The 22,684-nt window shown below is 61.4% G+C and carries 14 protein-coding genes; 5 read left to right on the top strand and 9 right to left on the bottom strand.

The annotated features are described in order from the left end of the window. Positions 1–21: 21 nt before the first annotated feature. The 6 genes from IRZ31_RS10445 to IRZ31_RS10420 form a co-directional block, all read right to left on the bottom strand. Positions 22–960, bottom strand: a complete 939-nt coding sequence (locus IRZ31_RS10445; protein WP_297153142.1) for an SDR family NAD(P)-dependent oxidoreductase — start codon at positions 958–960, stop codon at positions 22–24. 386 nt (positions 961–1,346) lie between these two features. After that, positions 1,347–2,318: a hypothetical protein gene (locus tag IRZ31_RS10440; protein WP_189362105.1), complete on the bottom strand. Its 972-nt coding sequence runs from the start codon at positions 2,316–2,318 to the stop codon at positions 1,347–1,349. 320 nt (positions 2,319–2,638) lie between these two features. Beyond that, positions 2,639–3,439 (bottom strand): class I SAM-dependent methyltransferase, encoded by an 801-nt coding sequence (locus tag IRZ31_RS10435; RefSeq protein WP_297153139.1) that lies wholly within the window; start codon positions 3,437–3,439, stop codon positions 2,639–2,641. 176 nt (positions 3,440–3,615) lie between these two features. Further along, the gene (locus tag IRZ31_RS10430) at positions 3,616–4,524 is read right to left on the bottom strand and encodes a hypothetical protein (protein ID WP_297153137.1); all 909 of its coding nucleotides are present in this window, start codon (positions 4,522–4,524) and stop codon (positions 3,616–3,618) included. 65 nt (positions 4,525–4,589) lie between these two features. Next, positions 4,590–6,299 carry a hypothetical protein gene (locus tag IRZ31_RS10425; RefSeq protein ID WP_297153136.1) on the bottom strand — a complete coding sequence of 570 codons (1,710 nt, stop codon included), beginning with the start codon at positions 6,297–6,299 and terminating at the stop codon, positions 4,590–4,592. Between the two features lie 275 nt (positions 6,300–6,574). After that, positions 6,575–7,009 carry a transcriptional repressor gene (locus IRZ31_RS10420; RefSeq protein WP_297153134.1) on the bottom strand — a complete coding sequence of 145 codons (435 nt, stop codon included), beginning with the start codon at positions 7,007–7,009 and terminating at the stop codon, positions 6,575–6,577. Between the two features lie 356 nt (positions 7,010–7,365). Here IRZ31_RS10420 and IRZ31_RS10415 point away from each other — a divergent pair, with 356 nt between their 5' ends. From IRZ31_RS10415 to IRZ31_RS10405, 3 genes are all read left to right on the top strand, one after another. After that, complete coding sequence (locus IRZ31_RS10415) at positions 7,366–10,062, top strand: FAD-binding oxidoreductase (RefSeq protein WP_297153132.1); 2,697 nt, start codon at positions 7,366–7,368, stop codon at positions 10,060–10,062. A 320-nt stretch (positions 10,063–10,382) separates the two neighbouring features. Next, positions 10,383–11,366 (top strand): hypothetical protein, encoded by a 984-nt coding sequence (locus IRZ31_RS10410; protein WP_297153131.1) that lies wholly within the window; start codon positions 10,383–10,385, stop codon positions 11,364–11,366. Between the two features lie 242 nt (positions 11,367–11,608). After that, positions 11,609–12,544 carry an alpha/beta fold hydrolase gene (locus IRZ31_RS10405; RefSeq protein WP_297153129.1) on the top strand — a complete coding sequence of 312 codons (936 nt, stop codon included), beginning with the start codon at positions 11,609–11,611 and terminating at the stop codon, positions 12,542–12,544. A gap of 112 nt (positions 12,545–12,656) precedes the next feature. Here the strand turns inward: IRZ31_RS10405 and IRZ31_RS10400 are convergent, their stop codons facing one another. Then, positions 12,657–14,147 (bottom strand): MFS transporter, encoded by a 1,491-nt coding sequence (locus IRZ31_RS10400; protein WP_297153127.1) that lies wholly within the window; start codon positions 14,145–14,147, stop codon positions 12,657–12,659. A gap of 463 nt (positions 14,148–14,610) precedes the next feature. Continuing rightward, complete coding sequence (locus IRZ31_RS10395) at positions 14,611–15,810, bottom strand: hypothetical protein (RefSeq protein ID WP_297153125.1); 1,200 nt, start codon at positions 15,808–15,810, stop codon at positions 14,611–14,613. Positions 15,811–16,440: 630 nt separating this feature from the next. Between IRZ31_RS10395 and IRZ31_RS10390 the strand changes: the two genes are divergently transcribed. Then, the gene (locus tag IRZ31_RS10390; protein ID WP_297153123.1) at positions 16,441–17,847 is read left to right on the top strand and encodes an NAD(P)/FAD-dependent oxidoreductase; all 1,407 of its coding nucleotides are present in this window, start codon (positions 16,441–16,443) and stop codon (positions 17,845–17,847) included. Between the two features lie 671 nt (positions 17,848–18,518). Further along, a complete protein-coding gene (locus tag IRZ31_RS10385) occupies positions 18,519–18,881 on the top strand; it encodes a zinc-ribbon domain-containing protein (protein ID WP_297153121.1) in 363 nt (120 codons plus the stop codon). A gap of 347 nt (positions 18,882–19,228) precedes the next feature. On the opposite strand, the gene IRZ31_RS10380 is transcribed toward IRZ31_RS10385, so the two are convergent. Then, a complete protein-coding gene (locus tag IRZ31_RS10380) occupies positions 19,229–22,432 on the bottom strand; it encodes a cytochrome P450 (protein ID WP_297153118.1) in 3,204 nt (1,067 codons plus the stop codon). Positions 22,433–22,684: the final 252 nt, after the last annotated feature.

The following is a 22,684-nucleotide window of genomic DNA, read 5'->3' as shown; positions in this document are numbered from 1 at the left end:
CCCTTCCGCCGGAGTCTGGCCCTAGGCATGGGCCTGGCTCTGGCGGAAGAATTCAACCGTTTGGCGGATACCTTCTTCCAGCGAGACTTGCGGCTGCCAGCCGAGTAGCCGCGTTGCTTTGCTATAGTCGAAGTAGGCAAGCCGGATGTCGCCCGGTCGTTTGGGAGCGCGCTGGATGGGAGCCTCAAAGCCGGTCAGTTTGACAAGCTGGTGGTAGATCTCGTTGACCGAGGTAGGCCGCCCAGTGGCAATGCAGAAGACGTCGTTGTCACCCCGCTCCAGCGCCAGCAAGTTGGCGCGAGCGACATCGCTGACAAAGACATAATCTTTGGCCTGCTCTCCATCCCAGTCGATGCGCACCCCTTCCCCATTGAGAAAACGGCGGGCAAAAATGGCAATGACGCCCGCCTCGCCATTAGGGTCCTGGCGTGGTCCGTAGACGTTGCCATAGCGTAGGATGGTATAGGTCAGGCCGTGGGCCTCATGCCAGTAGCGCAGGTAATGCTCACCAGCCATCTTGGTAATGCCGTAGGGCGACTCGGGCCGCTGCGGTGTCTCTTCGGTGACGGGCAGCTGCGGCGGTGTGCCATAGGTCGCAGCCGAAGAAGCGAAGATGATTTTGCGCACGCCGACCTGCGTGCAGTTCTGCAGGATGGTGAGCAGGCCGAGGACGTTAACGCGGGCATCGAGAAGAGGATCACGAGCCGAGACGGCGACGCTATGCTGGGCGGCGTGATGGCTGACGACCTCGGGCCGCACCTGGGCGAAGAGATCGCGCATGGCTTCGGCATCGGTAATATCAGCGCGGAAGAAGCGGGCTTGGGGGGAGATATTGGCCGGATTGCCGCCCCCTTCGCTCCAGAGATTGTCGACGATGAAAACCTCATGACCAGCCGCCAGATAGGTATCGACCAGATGGGAGCCGATGAAGCCTGCGCCTCCAGTGACAAGAATCTTCATGCTGAGCTAGATACAGGCGCCGCGCTCTTCCCTGTCCTGGTCAGCTACGTAGGTAAGACTGAGGACCAGGACCAGGCCAGCGCCTTTCCTCCTTCTGTGATCACACATGCAGCTGTAAAGCTCGACTGATACAACTGCCTCACCTCCTGGCCCGCCGGCCATCAGGAGGACTGAGAGGACCCCAGGCAAGGCTTGACAAACAACGCAAGCCGCTGCGGTGGCCAGCATCCAGCCAGCCGCCAGGTCACGCGCTGCGGTGACGGCAGTTTTCTCTATCTTAGCAAGCGCGAGACGGGGCGTCAAACGCCGCAGAGGTAACCCCCCCTGCCTGCGCTGCCAGGTAACCCATCCAGACCAGAGGGGATAGCAGCGTTGCCAACCAGCTGCTAGCGTCTTTTATGCGAGGAGGAGGTTGTGCTCAGGCGTTCCAGGGCCTGTTGGAGTTCGTGGGCAGGAGTCAGAACCGGGAAGATCTGCAGGCCCGTTTCACGCTCCAGGCGCTCCAGGATGGCTCGATGATTGCGACTATCGGCCAGGGCCACGGTCAGCGTCTTACGGGCGCGCCCGATAGGGCAACAGTGGAGTTCGTGCGCCAGATGAGGGCTGATTGCCTGTCGGACGCTGGCCGAAACGCGCCTGGGCAAAGGTGCGAGATAGGGAATCCCCAGCCGACGCGCCTCAGCTAATAGCTCCTCCCCAGGTGCCGAAGAGAGCGATAACTGAACACCTGGGACCAGGCGCTGATCTTGCTTTGGAGGTAGAGCCTGAGCCAACTCCTGGGTCGGCCCTGGACCGCGCTCCTGACCTGGCTTCCCTTCGCTATCGGCCTCACTGTCAGCGACAGGCTCAGCGAGGCCTAGAGGAGCGTTCAGCACCCGTCGTGGACGAGCCGCCTCACGAAGCACGCTCAGCAGGTTCTGGCTGTCGGCACGCTCAAGCATGCGCCCTCCCACAGCCAGGGCCGTGAGGTCCGCCAGTTCACGAGTCTGTAGCGAGCGGACCCGTGAGCAGAGCGCCCACCAGAGGCGCTCCTCGACCGCCATTCGGCCAGGTTCATCGCAGTCAGGCAAGACAACATAGCCTCGGTTGCCAAGGACAAAAACGCGGTCCGTTCTACGCACCAACGAGCGTAGGGCCGCTAGCAGACGACAGGTGGCTTGAGCGCGCCTCTCTACCAGGGCGGGCGAGCGCTGGCCCGCAAAGGTCAGGGTGATTACCACCACCCCCAGTCGCTCCCCCCTGGCGTTCAACAGCTGTTTCAGCTCAGCAGCGAGGATGCGCAGGCTATCGACCTGCACATAGGTTGCTCCGCTGCTCGCCGCTCCCTGCCAGACCGGTAAAACCACGCGGGTGCTCATCTCTCTCTGCTCCTCTGCCTGCCAGGCCGCCGGCAGCTGGCAAAGCAGGCCCCTCCTGGCTGTTACTGCCATACCGCTTTTGGGTCGTAAGCAAGAGCAGCCAGCCTGAATGGAACTCAGACCGGCCCTCGCCTGCGCCCCTCTCCCTCAATCGAGCGCTATGGATGCTCTGGCTATTACTGTACTCTGTATTCAGCAGAAACGAGACATCGATCCGGTTGCGTTCTCGTTAAGACTGCGCCCCCGTGGTTAAGATCAGTATTCTGCTCCCTTGCTGACGCTGGTCAGCAGGACTGCCCTTCATCTACTCCCGCCCCACCTCAGCCTTGCCGGTCCCGGGGAGAACTTTCCTGCTCGCTCTCCGCCTGGCTCTTGCGATAGCTGCCAATGAGGTGAACGCGTGCCCCACGCAGCGGCCCCCAGTCGAGCACATTCTCAAGCAGACAGGCAAAGGCAAAGAGCGGGCGGTTAAAGCTAATATAGCTTGGGTCCCCGTTCAGGAGCAGTTGCTCTCGCTCCAGGCCAACAGCCCGCGCCAGGCGCTCGATCCGGCGCGGCGAGTTGCTCCGATAGTAGACGCGATAGGTATCCTGGGGCTGTCGCCCATAGAGCTTCTGCGTGAGTGGGGCATGGAAGCGATGGGGAACGCTCCGAATAATCCAGGCGTTGTAGTTCCAGACGTTAGGCGTCAGGAAAAGGAAGCGGCCCCCGGGCTTGAGGACACGAGCGATCTCGCGAAAGGCCGACTCGGGCTGCTCCAGGTGCTCCAGCACCCAGGCGCACGTCACCAGATCGAAGGTGTCGTTGGCAAACGGTAGAGATTCTGCGCGGCCTACCACTTTGTGGCGAATGACCGTGTTCAAGGCCAGGGCTGGAGCATCGGGATCAAGGCCGTAGGTGTGCGGCGTGCGCTCATAGACGGCGCGCAGGACATCGCTGTGACCACAGCCAATATCGAGGACCCAGGTTTCAGGCCCCACAACGCGCTCAACCAGCTCAACATAGAGGCTGAGACTATCTTGCCAGCCTGGTTTGCGCAGACGATACTCGGCTCGATAGCGTTCCTGCCGATTGGGGAAACCTCCTATCTTGAGCGTCTCCTCTCCCGGAACGAGTACCACGCCAGGTCGCCACCCTTCTGATGCTCTTTGACGCTATCACTCACTCAGTGCTGCCTGGGGATAGATCGATCGTCCTTGCCTTCTGGCCTGACCGCAGGATGCGGGCAAGCGCTCTGCTCGGACAGATACTTCCCATGAAAGAGTAATGACACTTCACGGGAAATGATTGCGCTGCTTCAAGCAGTATTTCCCCCCTTGTTTTCCCTCGCCTGCAGGGCGTAGAGCAGCGCTTCAACGCCAAAGGCCTCGCTAATCGCGCTGAGTGGCTCCCAGAGACCATCGAGTATCAGCTGTATCTGCTCTCCATGCTGGGTCACGTCTATCAGAAAAAGGGCCAGCTCTCGCGCTGTGCTCTCGCTCTCCTTCTGCTGCGTCAGACCTGGCAGCAGCTCGCCAAAAATGGCCCCTGCCTCTTCGAGCAGTAAGGCGAAGGCCCGATCAAGTCGGGCCGAACTCTCCAGTGTGACCTCAGCAGGCAGTGAGCCAGGACGACCAAATTGGAGAGCAAAAGGCGGGAGATGCTGATAGTCCTCTTGCCAGCTTGTGAGCTGTTGCCTGAGCCATAGCGGACAGCAGCCCGAAGGAGGGGTTGAGGCAACGGTGGGCAAAGGGGGCGCAGCAAAAGCCATCGTGGCGGGATCGGAGGCGGAACGGCGATCGAGCAGGTCCAGCAGTGTGCCGCTGGCGCTTGTGAGCAGCTTACAGAAGAGATCGCACTGCAGCAGATCGCCGCTGAGCTCGCGCAGGGCCAGCCAGATAGCGTGACGCGTTGGCAGATAGTCCGGGGGAACCAATCCATCCATGAGTGGGCGTGTGGCTGCTCCGAGGGCTGGCAAGCGTCGCTGATAAAGGGTGGCAAGCTGGTGGAAAAGGTGACGCAGACCAAAAAGCAGCGGCCCCTGGGCTCCGGTTCTCTGCAAGCCTTGCTCCAGGCGAGCGCTCAAGACTGCGAGAAGAGCGGACAGCCCCGTCTCCCGTTCCTCATCCCTCAGCTCCTCGTTCCACTGGTGGCGCTCAGCAGTCGGCCAGGGTGTAGCCGCCAGTAGCTCTTTTTCCCGCTTGAGCCTGGCCTGGTGATCTCCCATCGTTCCCAGGTCCTCCCTTGGCAGTAACATGGCGCACGATCCCATATATATTGTATGATTCGCCGCTACAGCCAGGGTTCGCCTTGCTCTGGCAGGGGTGGCTCAATGGGCACAGAGAGCCTCTCGGCTGGCAGCTTTTCTGTGGAGACTCCCGTCTTCGGCTCGCCTACCGTTGTCAAGCCTGGGGGAGCGAGCGGCGGAAGAGCGGTCGCGTTGCCCGCGGACCCCGATAACTGGCGTGGCGGCTCGGCGAACTGGCGTAGACCTGTTATGGTCAGCAGACGCTCAATCTGCGGCACCCCTTCACAAGAGGCAGGGATGATGAGCGGTTCGCCGGCAGGGCAGCGCTCCAGGGCGGCGCAGAGATCTTCCAGCGCTCTTCGTAAGAGCTGGTTGTGCCCATTCCACAGCTCCAGGCGCATCTCGCGGTCGGCCAGCTGGTTCAGGCTGAGCGCCAGGGGCCGAAGCTCCGCGTCTGTCGGGTCAAGACGCGCGGCCAGATCGCCGGCAGCCAGACGCGCCAGCACCTCCTTGAGACGGGTCAGCCGCGCTTCGAGGGCATTGCAGCGCCGGCTAGCACTGTACAGCTGAACCTCCAGATGCTCTAGCTCCTCCTGATAGCCCCTAAAGAGGAGGCGACGCAGCCAGCGATTCTCGCCCACAGTCAGCAGGAGACGCAGACAGACCACCAGGAGGGCCAGAGCGAGGATAAGCAGCTCCGCGACGAACGGCTGCGGCCCGTTTTGCCAGGCTCTCCAGGTCAGCACAGCACAGCAGGCAATGAGCAGCAGCGAGGGCAGACAGAGAGGGAAAAACCAGAGCAGGAGGCGCTTGGAACTGCCAAGCGGGCGCGAGCTGAGCTGACTCAGAAGAGGCTCTTCAGCGGGAAGACGCTCTTCCTCGGTTACGCCGGTAGGGCTAAACAGAACAACCCGTCTGAGATAGGCCGCCAGCCCACAGAGCAGCAGGCCCACGTCCAATATCGTCGCCAGCGCTTTTTGTGGCTCCGCCGCTGGTCCGAGCCAGGGCCAGGTCGAGGCGCGATGGAGCAGGAGATCGGCCAGAGCATAGAGCAGGAGGCCGGTGGCCAGGCAGAGCAGACTGACACGGCGCGGAGAACGGCGATAGGTCGAGTCGCTGGCTGTAGCCAGACGCAGCACAAGCCAGACAGCGGCAGCGATCAGGAGGAGATCGGCCAGAGGGATGATCAGCGTCTCCCAGGGAGGAGGTTCGAAGGCGAGGGGCCAGCTGAGCGCCGCCAGGACTCCCAGATTTTGGGCCAGGCCCACAATGGCCAGCAGGGCGAGCAGGACGTCGAGAGCAAGGAGCAGGCGCCCCCGTCCGGCACTGGCGGCGGGCCAGAGGAAGAGAGAAAAGAAGAGCAGCAGGGCAAAGAGCAGCAGACTCACCTGCGGCATGAGCTGCTGCACTGACATTGGTAGCGCACTGGCCAGGGTGCTCAGGCCGGAAGAGGGGATCGTACTCATTAGCTGCCAGCCGATACCCCCAGCCCGGAGGAGTAGCCCGCCCGCAACGCACAACCAGGCTGCTCGTTCGTGCCCGCTCCAGGGCTGGTAACTCCTCCTCGGCGCGGACCGCTCAGGGAAAAGAGCCGCACCCAGGCTGAGCAGACCCGCCAGCAGGGCCACTGACAGCGCTACGGCGGAGGTCGATCCAGCAAAGGGCAAGAGAGGCGGCGGCAGCCACAGCATCCCCATCACGATCAGGCTCAAGCCGACTAGCGCTACAGTGCCAATGCGCCCTGGAGGACTCATAGCTCACCACCAGTTTCAAATAGCGGAAAGATCGCATGCACTCTATCTGGCTGCTCTATATATTCTGCTTGATTGTAGCATGACAAAAGCGCTGCTTTCCCGATAAATAGCCCTTTTGCCTTAGCCAAGAGGGGGGTGTGGGGCCGAGACGGAGGATGAGGTAGACAAGCACCTCCTCGGCCAGCAGAGAGAACACGAGGCCCTGCACCAATAACCAGGGCCAGGGGAGACACGTAGGCGCTCTTTCTTAGCCTGGAAAGGGAGAAGAGAGAAGATTAGCGGTGCGCTGTGCAGCGAGCGCAGCGCCCAAAGAGGGTAATGGAGTGGCCTTCGATGGCAAAACCGGTCTGCTGCCCAATGGCCTTGAATTGTTCGGCGGGCAGACAGATATCAACCTCGACCACGCGATGGCACTGCGTACAGGTCAAATGATGGTGGTGACGCTCGCCACAGATCCGGTAATGGTGCCTGCCATCGGCAAATTCAATGCGATCAAGCAGGCCAGCATTGACCAGAATCTCCACCGAACGATAGACCGTGGCCCTCCCCAGACGCGGATCTTTCTGGCGAAGCGACTGCCAGAGATCGTCGACTGTGAAGTCGGCGCCCGCGGTTGCAAGCTCGATCAAGCGCTCTTCTACGAGACGAAGAGGCGCCGTCCGCCGTTGACGTGCCTCGTTAAATGCAGCGCGGATCTTCTCTGCTAACAAAAAGCTTCCTCCTCAGCGTCTACTAGCATGTAGTGTACCACTTCCGTCGGCTTTTATCCAGTCTCCAGACGCTTAGCTGTCAGGCTGTAATAAGGCTCGTGAGAAGGATACCCTTCCTCTCGGGAGAGAGGAAAAACGGATCTTCCACGACGCCGCGCTGTGGATCGTGTCAGCAAGCGTACGATAATTCCGGGCGTGCTTGCGAAGGGCCTTGCAAGCTGCTACAATGTGAACTATTGCAGCAGATGCCTATTCACCAGGCTTTCCAACAGCCTGGCATGGGCAAGCCGAAGGAGACGGCACGGATACAGGACTGACCAATCAGGCAGAGGAAACAGGAAGGGGATGCCAGATCTATGCTAGAGGAGCGGGCGCTTGCTGCCCTCACCACCCTTCTCTCGCCGGATCAAGTCTTCACCGACGCCACCGCCCTGATTGCCTATGAAGGAGATGGCGGCCTTGATCGCGGGCGACCCGAGGCCGTTGTCTTCCCCCGCAACACTGAGGAGGTCGAGCGCCTGGTACGCTGGGCCAACGAGTACGGCGTGCCGCTGGTAGCGCGTGGAGCAGGCACGGGCCTCTCGGGAGGAGCTGTCGCCGATCGCGGGGGAGTGCTGGTAGCCTTCTCGCAGATGCAAGCCATTCTTGAAATCGACCCGCTCGGGCGCCGTGCCCTGGCGCAGCCAGCGGTGATTAATCTGGCCCTCGACGAGCAGGTCAAAGCCTGCGATCTCTATTTTCCACCCGATCCCTCCAGTCAGCGTGTCTCAACCCTGGGCGGCAACGTGGCGGAAAACTCTGGTGGGCCGCACTGCTTTAAGTACGGCGTCATGACCAACTATCTGACAAGTCTGGAGGTCGTGCTCGCCGACGGACGCCGGCAGCTCCTCGGTGGCCCGGCGTATGACTATCCCCTCAGCGATCTCTGTGGCCTGCTCTGTGGCAGCGAAGGCACACTGGCCCTGATCACTACTATTGGGGTGCGCCTGGTGCGCCGCCCGCCCAGCGTTCAGACCTTGCTGGTCACCTTCGATTCGGTGGAGCAGGCCGGCCAGGCGGTTTCGGCCATCATCGCCGCCGGCCTGATCCCAGCGACGATGGAGATGATGGATCAGCAGATCATCCAGATGATTGAGCCATTTGCTCACGCCGGGCTGCCACTGGAAGCGGGCGCCGCTCTGATCATCGAGGTTGATGGCTATCCGGCCAGCCTGGCCGGGCAGATGGAGGAGATCAGCCGCCTTCTTCTGGCCTACGGTGGGCGTGATCTGCGCCTGGCGCGCGATGAGGAGGAGCGGGCGCGCATCTGGCTGGCGCGCAAGAGCGCCGCCGGCGCGGCGACTCGCCTGGCTCCGGCCTACTATACCGTCGACATCACGGTGCCACGCAGTCGCCTGGCGGAGATGCTGCAGCGCGTGAATGCGATCTGTCAGCGCTATGACCTGCGTACCGGCCACGTCTTCCATGCCGGAGACGGCAACCTGCACCCCATGCTCTTGATCCCTGATCCCGACGATGCCTCGCTGCTGGAGCGCGTGCGCGAGGCGGGACGCGAGATTGTACGCGCCTGTGTGGCCTTCAACGGTAGCCTGACCGGCGAGCACGGCGTTGGTATCGAGAAACGCGAGTTTATGACCCTGATGCACTCACCCGCCGAGCTGAGCGCGATGTGGGATGTGAAGCAGGTCTTCGATCCCCAAAATCTGCTGAATCCTGGCAAGATCTTCCCGCAGCACGAGGCCAATAGCTGGATAGAGCAGCCTCCCCGGGCAAGGATGCCAGCGGCAGAGGACCCCTTGCCGCTCCGACCAGGTGAGCTACTGGCCCCCGAGAGCGAGGAAGAGGCGGCGCAGCTGCTGGCCCAGTGCACGGCCCGGAACCGGCCCGTCCTGCTCATGGGAGGAGACGAGCAGGCTCAGGCGCCGTTTCCTTTGCCCGCTGGCGACGGCCTCTTGCTCAGTACAGCGCGCCTGCGTGGCATTCGCGAAGACGCTCCAGACGACCTGTTCATTACGGTCGGCGCCGGGACGCCGCTGGCGGAGGTTCAGGACTGGCTAGGACGGCGTCGACAGCAGCTGGCCTTGATCTCGCCCTGGCCAGAGGCCACCCTGGGAGGGCTGGTGGCAGCCAACGTCAATGGGCCGCGACGGCTGCGCTATGGCGCCTTGCGCGAGCAGGTACTCTGTCTGACCGTGGCCCTGGCCGATGGGCGCCTGATCCGCACCGGGCGCCCGCTGACTAAGAATGTGGCCGGCTACGACCTGACTAAGGCGTTCATCGGCTCCTACGGGACGCTGGGCCTGCTGACAACGGTCACCTTAAAGTGCTGGCCCCAGCCTCGCCTGCGCCGTAGCTTGCTGGTGCCGGTCGAGGACTTGCGCCACGGCCTGCTCTGGGCCCGGCAGCTGTTCCCGCTGACCCTGGTGGCCTCGGCCCTCCTGCTCTGCCGTGGTAGTCAGCTCGCTGGCCGCTACAGCCAGCAGTTGCGCGCCGCTCCCTATGTGCTTGTCTATACCGCTGAAGGCCTGGCCGCCGATGTGGAGAGCGAACTGGCAGCCGCTACCTCCACGCTGCAGCGCGTCCAGGCCCCGGAGCCAGTGGTCTGCGAGGAGCTGAGCGGCGATGACCTCTGGTGCGAACTGTTACGCGGCGAGGGTGAGAACGGTCTTAGAGCACGAGAGGCCTACACTGCTCGCGAAGCCACACCGGTGGTGGTGCGTCTCGGTCTGGCCGCCCGTGACTTGCCACGCTGGCTCATCGATCAGCAGCAGCTTCTGGCAGGCTGCGATCTCGTGGTCGATGTGGGGGCCGGCCTGCTCTATGTCGTGATTCCGTCGGCGACGGCTCAGACTGCAGCCTTGCTGGAGAACCTGCGCGCAGCAGTGCCGGCGGACGAGGGCTATGTGGTGGTCATGGATCAGCCCCGTCCCTTCGCCGCCTTCGAGGTCTTCGGCTCTCCGTCGCCATCTCTGGAATTGATGCTTGGCCTCAAGCAGCGCTGGGACCCACAGGCGATCTTGAACCGTGGCGTTCTACTTCCACCTCGTCGCTAAGCCGGCGGAACGCCCAGGCGTGATCTGACGTGTTCAGGACGCAGGTAGTGGAAGGTAGCCAGAGGAGAAGAAGGAAGGGATGGCACCAGCGCCTCCTTCCTTCTTCTCTTCTGACTGGCTGTTATGAACACAGATGACAGATGCAGACAGTCCTTTGCTTTCTGGCCTGACCTGGCAGGTAAACATGTAACAGCGTCGGCAGCGAGTTTGAAGATAGCAATGTACCATCAGAGGAAGTAGATTCGGGACGGAGGAATAGACTGTTGATCTGAAAAGCAGCACTCGCAAGCCTGAAGAGAATCGGGAGGAAATCAACCCTTATGGTGAAACCGCCACTATCCGTAGCAGAATTAGACGAAGCTGAGGCCACTCCAGCCCGCCGGCCTGCGGCACCCTGGTGGAAACAGGCTATGCTCTATGTTCTGGCCGGGTTGCGCATCTGCCGGCGCGACATCGCCGGGATCATTACCCTGGTGGGACTCTTCTCGCTGCCGTCGCTGGCGGCGGTAGTGGTCGGCAGCTATCCAGGCACCCTGGCTTACTGGATCGGCACCGCCCTGCCCTGGATCACAATTACTCTGGGTAATATCTCAATGGTGCTGGCAATCGAGGCCCTGGACGCCGGTCAGCCGATTGTTCCCGCCCAGATTCTCCCCGCTGCCATCCGCTGGTTTCCGCGCTACATCGTGACGAATGGCATCACGACCTTCCTGTTCTGGGGTATCTTTACCCCGCTGCAGTGGCTGCTCGGGCAGGAGACAATTCGCCTGAACTGGCCCCCCTATGCACCTATCCTACTATTAATTATTCCAATGCTCATCTGGCATGTCCACCTCGTTTTTGCTACCTACGCCGCCATTGTCGATAATCATCCCGGGCTGCGCTCGGTGATCATCAGCATTTCGATGACGCGGCGGCGCTGGTTGATGGTGGCCACCGCTTTCGTCGGCTCAGTGTTGGTCGAGGCGCCAGTCGTGGGGCCGCTTTACCTGCTCATTATGCATGTAACCAATCCAGTCGTGGCTACCGGCTTTACCTGGATGCTCGTCATGTTCATGCGTCCACTGTTTATTGCCACGCTTCATGAAATCTATGAGGATTTTCGTCCCCTGCCACCTCCGCATCTGCAGCTTCCAATGCCGCTGATGCGCTTCTTCTCACGCCAGAATATCTTGAAGTTCAGGCCCAGGAGCCGCGGCGCTGGCAAGGAGGTCAGACAGCCGCTGGCACCAGCGGGCGAGCGCGTCCACGGGCATCTGATTCAGCTGACAACGCTGGTCAGTCGCTATGGACGTCGGCTATAATACACAGAGTGGTGCCTGCCCCGCCAGCTCTCCCTGGTTCCTGTCCAGAGCCACCAAAGAGCAGCCTGGACACAACGGGCACAGTGCAGGCTGGCTGGCTAGCAACACTACCAGTCTCTCTCGGCTGCGCCGCTCAGAGGCTGTCCTGCAGCGTGGCGTTACTACTGAGCCAGAGCCGCCTGGGCTTTGGACAGATTTCTCTGATTTGTCTAACTGGATTTTTTGTCTGCGCCGGAAGGAGCATGGCCAAGAAGGAAGAGCAAGAAGCCCTGCTGACGACGAGGGATGGAATCACCCTCTCTGTTCACAGCTGGAAGACGGAGCAGCCCAACTGCCTGCTGCTCTGCATCCAGGGCCTGGGTGGCCACGGCGGCTACTACGATGTTCTGGCCCAGGCCCCTGAGCTAGCCGCCGTCCAGATTATCGCACCAGACCTGCGCGGTCATGGCCGATCACAGGGTCGGCGGGGAGATATCGCCAGTTTTCGTCTCTATTTAGAGGACGTTGATAGTACCATAGCCTGGGCCCGCCGTTGCTGGCCCTCCTTGCCGCTGATCTTGCTTGGCGAGAGCATGGGAGCCTCGATCGCCATCCACTACCTTAGCAGCCACCTGCCCCATGTCCAGGAGGTCAGCGGGCTGATCCTCATCTCGCCTGTGCTGAGCGCCTCTATTACGCCGCGGCCTGGCGAGGTCCTGCGCTATCTCCGGCTCCTGCTGACGGCGCCGACCCAGCCGGCTATGCCGATCACAGGCCGGGAAGAGCTAGGCTGTCGTGATACCTCCTTCAACGAGCGGCTGCGCAATGACCCGCTCTTTGTGCGTCTGGTCAGCGTGCGCTTTCTCAACCTGCTCAGTCTCTGGCTGGCCAGCGCCCGGCGCCGGGCGCCCGCCATTCGCCTGCCCCTGTTGCTTCTGCGCGGCAGCTGCGACTACGTCGCCCGCGAGCGGGGCACACGCGCTTTTCTGCGGCGGATTGGGAGCCGCGACGTGGAAGCAGTCACATTGACTGGAGCCTATCACTCGCTCCTACACGATCCGGCCACCCCGGCCCTCCTGGAGGCAATGCACAGCTGGCTTCAGCGCCATCTGCCCCAGGACCTGAGTCCAGGGACCTCAGAAGCCGGGCGCCCTTCCGCTTCTGGCCACTTCGACAGGCAACCAACCAGCTACAACTGAGCAGTCCGCTCTCTGATTCGTCGAGCGGCCTCTGCGGCGCCCTGGTCAGCGGTCCCTCGCAGGGCTGGCTTCTATCAGATCATCCTCATTCTCCGGGTGCCCGGCGAGGAGATCAGGGTACCGGCAGCCGCTCCTGAGCTTCGGGCTGTTGCTTGCGCCCCCCAGAGGGGTGATCACCACGGTTGCTGCGGGTCAAGGCGCGCGCCGCCGTCAGCAGGGCCGCCAGTATGCAGGAGCCAGCCAGCAGGTAAGTCACCGGAACAATGCCCAGCCAGTCGGTCAAGGCCCCCATAAAGAGCATGACCGGAATAGCCCCGCCGTTAAAGAGGACCTGAAAGAGGGCCAGTACACGCCCACGCATCTCGTCCGGCGAGCGCTGCTGCATCAGTGTCTGCGCCGGCACCACCACCAGATCAAGGCCAAAGCCGACGGCAGCCGTCACCAGAGCCAGGGCCAGGAGAAAGAAAGGATGGGTAGCCCAGTGGGGGGCGAGGAGGAGGCGCGCCAGCCACTGCAAAGGGGGGATGAGAGCGATACCCAGACCGGTCCCGAGCATCCCCACCAGCATCGTGCGCAGCGTGCCAAGACGGGCCACGACCGCTGGCACCAGCAGGGAGCCGGCCACCAGACCAATCCCCGCCGGCCCAAAGATGACCGTTGTGTTGCTGGCCGGCAGTCCCAGCAGTCGCTGCACAAAAGTTGTTGCCAGCTCAGCAATGGTGAGCATCACCAGCCCACCAAAGCAGGACTGAAAGAGGGCATCTAACAAGACTCCATCGTTGCGTACCAGACGCCAGCCGTCTGCCAGGTCCTGACGCAGTCGTTGCCAGCCCGAGAGCAAGGCCCCGGCTTCCTCAGAGAGCAGCTCATAGGGGCGCGCGTGCTCATCTTCTTCGCCTGCCGCCGCAGCAGGAGACAACGGCGGGTCTGCATTTTTGTTCTGGCGCCCAGGCCGAGCTTGACGCGGCAAGGTGGCCGTCAGTACGGTCGCCAGCAGGTAGAGGGCAGAGATGAGCAGGAAGAGCGTCTCAACAGGCATCAGTTCGAGCCTGGCGCCGAAGAGTGAGAGCGAAAACGGCGGCAGCAAGTTGAGCATCAGAGGACCGAGGATGAGGAGACCGATCGCCTGGCTGGTATTGAGCGTCAGGTTATAGAGGGAGAGCGCGGGCAGAAGCTCCTCTTCTTCTACCAGGCTCGGGATAATTGCCCCTTCAGCAGGCGAGAAGAAGAGACCTACCAGGGAGAAGAAAAAAGCCAGGATATAGATAAAAATATATTGATGAGGACTGAGCAAGAGAGCGAGCACGAAGAGGAGCGTGGCAAAGGCCCGCACGACATTGCTCACCCAGAGCACAGTGCGACGATCGAGGCGATCGACGAGGGCGCCAGCAGGAGCGCCGAAGAGCACCAGCGGAAGGCTGAGAGCGATGATCACCAGTCCAACCATGACCGCCGAATGAGTTTCATTGGTGATGAGGACGATCATGGCATAACTTGCCGTAAATTGCACACTCAGATAGATCACCTGGGCCAGCCACAAGCGTAGCAGAGCGGGATGGCGCAGCACGCGGAGGACGGCCAGGCCCTCTAATAGTTTCTTCATGCAAACCCCCTCGGACCCGAGTCGTCAGGATTCCCCCCGGCCCGCCACCACCAGCCCCAGCAGGCAACGCCAGCTTGCCAGGTGCTCACCCGGCTAACCAGCATAGGGAATCGCTCCGACCGGATCGCGCGACAACGCCAGGCCACCCACTCCTGCGAGCGGGTGAGGAAGGCTCGATCTGACTTCACTACCAAAACGGACGAAGCCCAGAGCTGGTCGCACTCCGTCCGTTGCCACCATGATCAGCTTGCCAGGACGGGCTGCGTCCTGCTCTGACAAGGGCAGAACTGCCAATAGTCTAGCGCAGACTCCCAAGGAAAGCAATGAGAGCCAAAATGGTACAGGGAGCCAGAAAAGCATGGCAGGAAGATGGGGCCAGAGGCGCAGGCCCCTGACCCCTGAGAGTAGCGGAGAGAAGCTGCTGAAGCAGCTTCTGTCTGGGCCAGGAGTGCAACGACGGGGGCTAACCGCAGTTTGTCAACACCGTACCGTGCAGACCAACGACCCAGACCTGCTTCGTATGGGGCACAGCGGCGGCGCCAAGGAGCATATGCTGACGGCCATCGGCAGCGTTGGGAGCCTGGATCAGGTTCCAACGGGCACCATCCCAGTTTTCGAGCAGGGCGCTAAAGTGGCTGCCGCTGAAGGCTCCGCCCACCGCCCAGACGTTGCCCGAGGAGACCGCGGCGACGCCGGTCAGATAGCTGGCAAAGGCATCGGGTGCATCGGAGCTGGGCACCACGCTCCACTGCGAGCCATTCCAGTGCTCAACCAGGGTCTTGGCCCGCAGGCCGTTCAGTAGGGACCCCTGGAAGGCCGAGCCTACCACCCAGACGTTATCAGGCGCCAGGGCGGTCACTCCACTGAGCATGACCATCTGGGTCGAGGGACCCTGGCCGCTGACAGTCTTCCAGCTGTTGCCGTCCCAGTGGACGATGACGCCAGAGCCCATCGAACTCATGTTCAGATTAACCCCATAGCCCTGGAAGTTGTAGTTCACCTTGAGGCTGCTTCCGACCGCCCAGATGTCATGTGCGCTGCTGGCAGCCACCGCGAGCAGGGAATCACCCTGACCAGCCAGATTGGCCTGCAGGGCCACGCTCCAGCTCTTGCCATCCCAGTGCTCGATCAGGGCCTGGCTATTCGAGGTGCCAACCGCCCAGACATCGTTGCTCGCCAGCGCCACGACGCCGTTGAGCTGGCCGCTGCCGACGGCGTCGGCCACAATGCTCCAGCTGTTACCATCCCAGTGCTCGACCAGGGTATGATTCGGCGTATTGGTGGTACTGCCCACCGCCCAAATATCGTTGGGGGCACTACCTGAGATGCTCTTGAGCAACGCTGGCTCACTCGGGGCCGGACTGGGAACGATGCTCCAGGCTTTGCCATTCCAGTGCTCAATGAGGGGCACCGATCCCTGGCTGCCGACGATCCAGGCGTTGTCGGGGGCAAAGGCGGTGACGCCCACTAAAGCCCCATCGGCGGCTTCCGGGACGCGACGCCAGGCGTTACAGGTGAGCGCGGGCGCCTTCGAGGCCGCCGCCATCGTCGACGTCAGGTGGGCTGTGCCTTCGCTCGCTCGTGAGATCAGGAGCGTGACCAGGGCCATCAGCGCGCAGGAGAGCAGAACCGCTCCAGAACGTTTGAGCATTCCACCCAACATAGTCTACACCATCCCTTTCCACGTCTTCCTTGACAAACAGCAAACCAGCAGCCTCCTGCTGCTGTATCCACTTTTTGGCTGCTCACCTGCTCTCTCCGCAGGTCGCCATTTCTGGCATGGCCGCCTGCCACCAGCCTGGGACCGACGGACGGACGCCCCACAACGTCGGCCATTGTGGATTGCCCCGACCCCGAGCCGGCACTGCACCAGCTCGTCGCCGCCGCTTCCGCCCGCCCATCAGGGCAATGCTGGGTCCGGGAGACAGGCGGGCCATCATGGAGGCAGATGCGCAGTCTTGAGCGTTGATTTGGTTACGCTGAAGAAGATTCGGTCAGTAGAGCAAGTTAGTCTTCTTGTCTCTATCAGGCCGTCTTCTTCATGATACAGTGTAGCAAAGACGAAGAAGTGGTCTTTCTTCTGATAAAGCACCATAGCAAAAAAGTTATAGCCTTTGGTGTATATAGCTATCTTCGTATGCTGATGATTCGATGTCACCTCGCTAGCCTGCAGCTCTGGCTCACGAACGCAGGGTCCCCCCGGTCTCCAGGCGGCGGCAGCATGTGATAGAGTAATACCACAAACGATAAGCAGATCTCTGCTATCAGCATAGATCGCTCCTGGAGCAACATCATGCCACGTATTGCAATCGTTGGGGCCGGCATTGCTGGCCTGGTGGCTGCCCTCACTCTACAGGAAGCAGGGCTGGCCTGCGCTCTCTATGAGGCCTCCGACCGTATTGGTGGCCGTATCCGTTCCGACGCGCGCACCTGGCGGTCTGGGGCGGTCAGCGAGGGCTGCGGCGAATTCATCGATGCCGATCACGAGCTGATGCACCAGCTGATCCGGCGCTTCGGCCTCTCGACGATCAGTCTCGATCGAGGCCGGGCCCCCAGGCTGCTCTACTTCTTCAACCGCTACTATCGCGAAGATGAGCTGGCAGAGCCGCTGCAGGCCATTGCCGCTCTGCTGCACGAGCAGCTGCGTGAGATCGGGCCCGTGACCACCTACAGGCAGTATACGGCTGCGGGCTACCGCTTTGACCATCTGAGCGCTTACGACTGGATCGAGCGCTTTGTGGCAGATGGCCATCGCTCTCCGGTGGGCCGCCTGCTCGATATTATGTGCAGCGGCTATTATGGTCTGGATACCAGTGAACAGAGCGCTCTCAACCTGATTTATATGTTTGCCCCTCGCGACCTGGCTCGTGGCTCTACCACTGGCGGGCCGCAGCTAGAGAGCTGTAAGATTCGGGGAGGCAATGAGCAGCTGCTACAGGCCATAGCGCGTAGCCTCCCCGAGGGAAGCATCCATTTGCAGCACCGTCTGGCAGCTATCGAGCGGCGGAATGAGCGGGAGGTCGCCTTGACCTTTGTCACGCCCTCGGGGCCCGTGGAGGTGCGCTGTGAGCATGCCCTGTTAACGCTGCCTTTCAGCACGCTCAGGCAGGTCGATTATCGTCGCGCTGCTTTCAGCCCTCTAAAGCAGCAGGCTATCGCGGAGCTTGGCTACGGCACAGTCTCTAAGCTCTTTCTAGAGTTCGACCAGCCGTATTGGTACCAGGAAGGCCCCTGGCCCCATCCTCACAATGGCTTCATCGTGACTGACCTGGAGATTCAAACTCTCTGGGATGTCTCCTATGGCCAGGGGGTCTCAGGCGGCCTGTTGCTCTCCTACAGGAGTGGCAGCAGAGGGGTTGCTCTGGCTTCTCCAGCCCCTTATGCGACCTCACTCGACTCGGAGGCCGTGAGACAAGCCGCCGCCTCTTGTCTTCAGCAATTGGAGTGCCTGCTGCCCGGCATCAGCGCCCACTACATAGGTAGAGCCGCCTTGAGCTATTCAACAGGCGACCCGTATCTACTCGGAAGCTACTCTTGCTGGCGCGTTGGACAATATACGCTCTTCAGTGGCTATGAGGGAGTGCGCGAGGGGCCGATCCATTTTGCTGGAGAACATTGCTCGGTCGATTTTCAGGGCTTTATGGAAGGCGCAGCCCGCGAGGGAGTACGCGCCGCCCAGGAGATCATCGAAGACTACTGAGCAGGCAGCATCTGCCGGGTCTCTCTGCCAGACATTGCTGGAAGACTGGCCTTCTGCGTGACGCGATCTGATTGCTCACTGCACGCGGAAGGCCACTTTTTCGTCCCTTTAACCTGAGTTATCCCTTCTTCTGGAGTCGCTCACAGGTTGCTCAGCATCCCGCCCGCTGATCGTTTCCAGATTTCTCTCTTTGATCAAGAAATACTCGTGTGCAGGGCATACTTCCCTCATAGTCGCAGCTGAAAGCCAGGTGGGTTTCGCTGCTGCTTCAGAAGCCAGTCTTCACAGGAAGGAGTAGTCAGATGTGGCTACTATTATCGACATTTTTATCTTCGTTAAGTGAAAAACATCACAGCGTATTTCTCAACAGCCTGGCAATATGAACCCAGCAAGAAGATACAGGCCCACGCTGAGATGCTAGACGACTGCTTAAGCATCTGTGGAGCAGCCAGCGCAGGAAGGGGTTGCAGTGAAGGCGCGTACTCTGAGCAGGCAAGAAACTGGAACGGTGAGTTTCTGCTTGCTTGATTTAGTAATTAATTACAGGAGCGATGCCCGACAATCTTGGATGAATCTGGCTGCTGGCGCCGTTCTGGCTAATCTGCAGTGTAGATGTGTTCACGTTTCTATTCCTTGCAAGGCAGCTTGTAATCTATCAGGAGGTATTAGGTATGTATGTGATCGTTTATGGCTATCGCACCAGACAGTGGCTGATGGGGCGAATGCCTGCCGTGTGCCAGCGCTGCCAGCGCACGAGCCAGCAGCAAATAGTCCGTTTACAGCGCAAGCTTACGCTCTTCTGGATTCCTCTCTTTCCCATCATGACCAGAACGTTCCTGGTCTGTCCTCTCTGCGGCAATCAGATGCGCGTCGACAACAAGCAGGCTAATGCCTGGGTCAAGTCTCCTGCTGCGCCTCCCTCTGCTTATCCAGGGCCGTCTGCACCGCCGGGAGTGCCCGGAGCCGGAGGCCCGGAGACGCCGCCCCAGCCAGGGAATCCTCAGCAGCCCGGCAGTCCCCCATCTGCCATCTGAGCCACGGTCACGCTAGCACCATATGGCGCCTGAAAGCATGTCGGCTAGAGGATGAGACAATTCCGAGGTAGCACTTTTTCCATAAAGGTGTGCCGCCTTCTTCCCCTGGATTCATCCAGGGGAGGAAGGCGGCCCTCTCTGGCTCTCTCCTGGTATCCTTGTTCGGTGAGGCTTCAAGGCACTGACCTGTGAGTCAGCAACGGCTTCGCCTCACATGGTGCAAGGGAGGGGTAGGTCAACCTGGCCACGGTGCTCTACTGTCCTACGAGGCAGTGGGCTGCCGTCAACCAGCCCTGAAGCCCGGGCCGCTGCGGCTGCAGGCAAGTCCCTGCTCCTGGCCGCTGTGCTCAGGAGAAGACATCAGCCACGTAGCGCGTCCTGGTGCGCTCTATTTCGCGCGCCCAGGCCTCGGCCTCTTCGGGCGAGCAATGCACCGCATCCTGGTAGATGCGCACAAACGTTGCTCGCACCGCCGGCGCCATATGCTGCCCGTCGCCGCAGACGTAGATTCGAGCATTGCGCTTGAACAGTTCGACGATCTCCTCTCTCTCATGCCAGAGGCGCTCTTGCACATAGCGGATCTCGCCGTTCGGGCACCGGGAGAAGGCCGGTCGTAGTTGCACGATGCCAGCTTGCTCCCACTGCTCCAGCTCCTCGCGATAGAGATAGTCGACCTCGGGATGATCGCAGCCAAAGAAGAGCAGCGCCGGAGCCAGATTCTGCCCGTGAGCAGCGAGGATAGCACGTTCCTGCAGGAAGCCGCGAAAGGGGGCAATGCCCGTTCCGGCGCACACCATGATGAGCGGAGTATCGAGGGTGCTGGGCAAGTGGAAGGCTTCCTGTGAGGGCCGGACTGCGACCGAGACCCTTGTGCCGGGCTGCGCAGCAGCCAGGTACGTTGAGGCCACCCCCAGATAGGTGCCCTGGCCTGAGAAGGCCGGCGCCTGCAGCACGGAGAAGGTTATCGTACAGTGATCTGCTCTCCAGAGCGGAGAGGAGGAGATCGAGTAGAGCCGCACGTGCATGGGAGGCAGCATCTCCAGGAAGGCCCCGAAGGAGAGCGCGCACGAGGGTGCCTGTTCAAGCAGGTCAAGTACGCTCAGACGTCGATGAAGGACCTCCCGCTCATAGTGTTCCGCCTGCGCCAGGGCCTCAAGCCGCGTCCGCTCTTCGGGCTGTGCTGTTTCTGCCGCAAGCGCAGCGACCTGCTTACGCGTGGCTGGTTGTGCTAGCTCGACATAGTTGGCTAGAAGCTCCCGTACGCCGATTGGGTAGCCTGTTGGCAGCGAGGTCTGACTGTCGGCGCTGGCTTTGTGCAGGATAATCTGAGTGTCGGGTGCCAGGCCAAAACGGCGCAGTGCACGTTCGACGTTGATCTCGGGATTCATGGGTAAGACAGCCAGGTAGTCTCCAGCTCGATAGGTCATCCCCTCTGGCAGGGCAATCTCCACCTCGCGCTTCGAGCGTCCGAGCGGTGAGGCGAGGTTGACCAGCTCGCGATTGGCGACGACGGTACCGCGCTGCATGTCTCCCTGGCGTAGCAGCGCTGGTCGCGCCGCCGGCACAATCTCCACCTCGTAGGCACGACGGCTGGCTGCCGCCTGCAGGTGCTTGCCAAAGACGGGGGCCAGACTCGACCAGAAGGTATCGTACCAGCGATCGAAGTCGCCGAAGAAATCGCCGCGCGCATCCGCCTCGCCCCGCTCTTTGAGTCGGGTGGCTCCTGCCGCGGCGAGGGCGGTATCGATGCGCTTGGGGATGGCTTGATAGGTGCGCAGCCAGTCGCGGTTACCGCAGCCAAAGACGGCGTAGCGCACTCCCTGGAGGTCCCCCGCTTTGAGGGTTTCCAGCCAGGCCACAAACTGTCTGGCCTGATCAGGGGGCTGACCCTCGTAGGAGGAGGTGACGATGACAACGGCTCCCTCGGTTGGCAGCCGCCCAACATATTCATCGAGGGGGGCGACGCTGGCGCTGTAGCCCTGGAGGCCGGCGTCGGTGGCGATGCGTCGAGCGAAGGCTTCTGATGAACCGCCATTGGAGCCGAAGAGTACCAGCAGGGGTGTCAGTGTCTCCGCTGGCTGCCTGACAGGGATGGTGGCGGTTTGCGTCTGCGGTCGAAGTTGGCTGGGCCTGACCCGCTCTCTAGTGACAGCTGGCGAGCAAGGTCGGCCTGCTCTGCGTCTGGCGCGGATGAAAAAGCCTTCGGGCTTGAGTGTCAGCGTCTCGCGAATGCGCAGCTGATAGCTGGGATCGTGCTCGATCAGGTCAAAGCGCTGCAGGATCATGGCGAGGACCAGGGTCGCCTCCTGTAGGGCAAAGGGGCGGCCAATACAGGAGCGCTGGCCATTGCCGAAGGGTTTCCAGGCGTTGGCAGGCACCTGTGCATAGCGCGCTGGCTCGAAGCGATCGGGATCGAAGCACTCTACATCTTCACCCCAGGCCCGGGGATCGCGGTGCAACATAGGGATGAGGACCAGGATGGTCTCGCCTTTGGTGAGTGGATAGGTGCCGGCGAGCAGGGTGTCCTCGTAGGGCTGCAAAGCGATGGCGGGGGCCGTCGGCCAGAGGCGCAGCGTCTCTTTCAAGATGTGATCGATATAGGTGAGCTGGGCCAGGTGCTCGAAGCGGGGGACCTCGTCGCCCAGTACCTCGTCGACGTGGGCACGGGCGCGGGCCAGCACGTGAGGGTTCTTGAGCAACTCATAGAGGGCGAAAGAGAGCAGGCCGCTGGTGGTCTCGTGCCCTGCGATGAGGAAGGTGACCAGTTGATAGCGGATATTTTCGTCATCGAGACCTTCGCCGGTGACCGGATCGCGTCCCTGGAGCATGCGGCTGAGCAGGTCATGCCGACTGGCCGCCTCGGGATCAAGCCGGCGATGGGCGATGATCTCGTCGGCGAACTGGTGCATGGAGCGGATGTCTTCCTCATAGCGGCGTCTGGTGAGGAGCATTAGCTGGTTCTGGATGGGGAGCCGCCGCGCCTGGGCACCGGATTCGATGAGTGCCTCCACCATCGCATGCACAAAGGGGTGCATGTCCTGCCGGTAGAAGCTGTTCAGCCGCTCCCCGAAGGCGCAGAGGGCGATGGTATCCAGGGTCAGGCGTGTCATGTTATCGGGTACATCGATGACCGCCTGGGGGCCGAAGCGCTCCCAGCGCAGTAGCATCTGTTCGGCGATGTCCAGCATCGGTTCGAACATTTCGCGCATAGCCGCCGGCCCAAAGGCGGGCATGAGGATGCGATGGGCCTTCGCCCAGTTCGGCTCTTGCGTGTAGGCGGTGAAAAGGCCATCTCCGGCAAAGGCGCGAATATGTTCCAGGGGCGCGTGGACCTTCTTATCAAACCGCTGTTCATCACACAGCTCGTCAACGAGGGCCTGCGAGCTGACAACGAGCATCTCTCTGCCTGGCAGCTGGAGGCGAAAAATGGGGCCATAGAGACGTGCCAGTCGCATCAGACTCTGGACAGGTCTGTCAGGATCGAGATCTTTGAGATTTTTGAGCAGCGGGTCTGGCTTAGGCTGCGGAATCGTGGCGAATGTAGATGACAATGACACAGCTCCTCCTCTTGAGGTGTCTTTCTCCTCTCATCCGACCTGGTCTGTTCTCCACTGGGTGGAGTAGCGGGTGCCCGCACCCGCCAGTGTCGCAACGAGAAGGAGAGGCACAGCCTTTGATCTCTGGCTTCTCAAGGCTGCTCTCCTGATCGGAGATTGAGCACATCCTTGACACTGCATATTTTATTAGACATATTGTCTAGTAAGAACTGTAGGGCCAGTGGTCCCGGCCTGTCAAGAGGTGGA

The organism is Thermogemmatispora sp. (assembly GCF_019683635.1).
In the GTDB taxonomy this organism is placed as follows: domain Bacteria; phylum Chloroflexota; class Ktedonobacteria; order Ktedonobacterales; family Ktedonobacteraceae; genus Thermogemmatispora.
This window is presented reverse-complemented; position numbering and strand designations above follow the sequence as displayed.

Bases quoted from the DNA above. Each gene is read 5' to 3' on its own strand.
- IRZ31_RS10445 (WP_297153142.1), bottom strand. From the start codon at position 960: ATGAAGATTCTTGTCACTGGAGGCGCAGGCTTCATCGGCTCCCATCTG.
- IRZ31_RS10440 (WP_189362105.1), bottom strand. From the start codon at position 2,318: ATGAGCACCCGCGTGGTTTTACCGGTCTGGCAGGGAGCGGCGAGCAGC.
- IRZ31_RS10430 (WP_297153137.1), bottom strand. From the start codon at position 4,524: ATGGGAGATCACCAGGCCAGGCTCAAGCGGGAAAAAGAGCTACTGGCG.
- IRZ31_RS10425 (WP_297153136.1), bottom strand. From the start codon at position 6,299: ATGAGTCCTCCAGGGCGCATTGGCACTGTAGCGCTAGTCGGCTTGAGC.
- IRZ31_RS10415 (WP_297153132.1), top strand. From the start codon at position 7,366: ATGCTAGAGGAGCGGGCGCTTGCTGCCCTCACCACCCTTCTCTCGCCG.
- IRZ31_RS10410 (WP_297153131.1), top strand. From the start codon at position 10,383: ATGGTGAAACCGCCACTATCCGTAGCAGAATTAGACGAAGCTGAGGCC.
- IRZ31_RS10405 (WP_297153129.1), top strand. From the start codon at position 11,609: ATGGCCAAGAAGGAAGAGCAAGAAGCCCTGCTGACGACGAGGGATGGA.
- IRZ31_RS10400 (WP_297153127.1), bottom strand. From the start codon at position 14,147: ATGAAGAAACTATTAGAGGGCCTGGCCGTCCTCCGCGTGCTGCGCCAT.
- IRZ31_RS10395 (WP_297153125.1), bottom strand. From the start codon at position 15,810: ATGTTGGGTGGAATGCTCAAACGTTCTGGAGCGGTTCTGCTCTCCTGC.
- IRZ31_RS10390 (WP_297153123.1), top strand. From the start codon at position 16,441: ATGCCACGTATTGCAATCGTTGGGGCCGGCATTGCTGGCCTGGTGGCT.
- IRZ31_RS10385 (WP_297153121.1), top strand. From the start codon at position 18,519: ATGTATGTGATCGTTTATGGCTATCGCACCAGACAGTGGCTGATGGGG.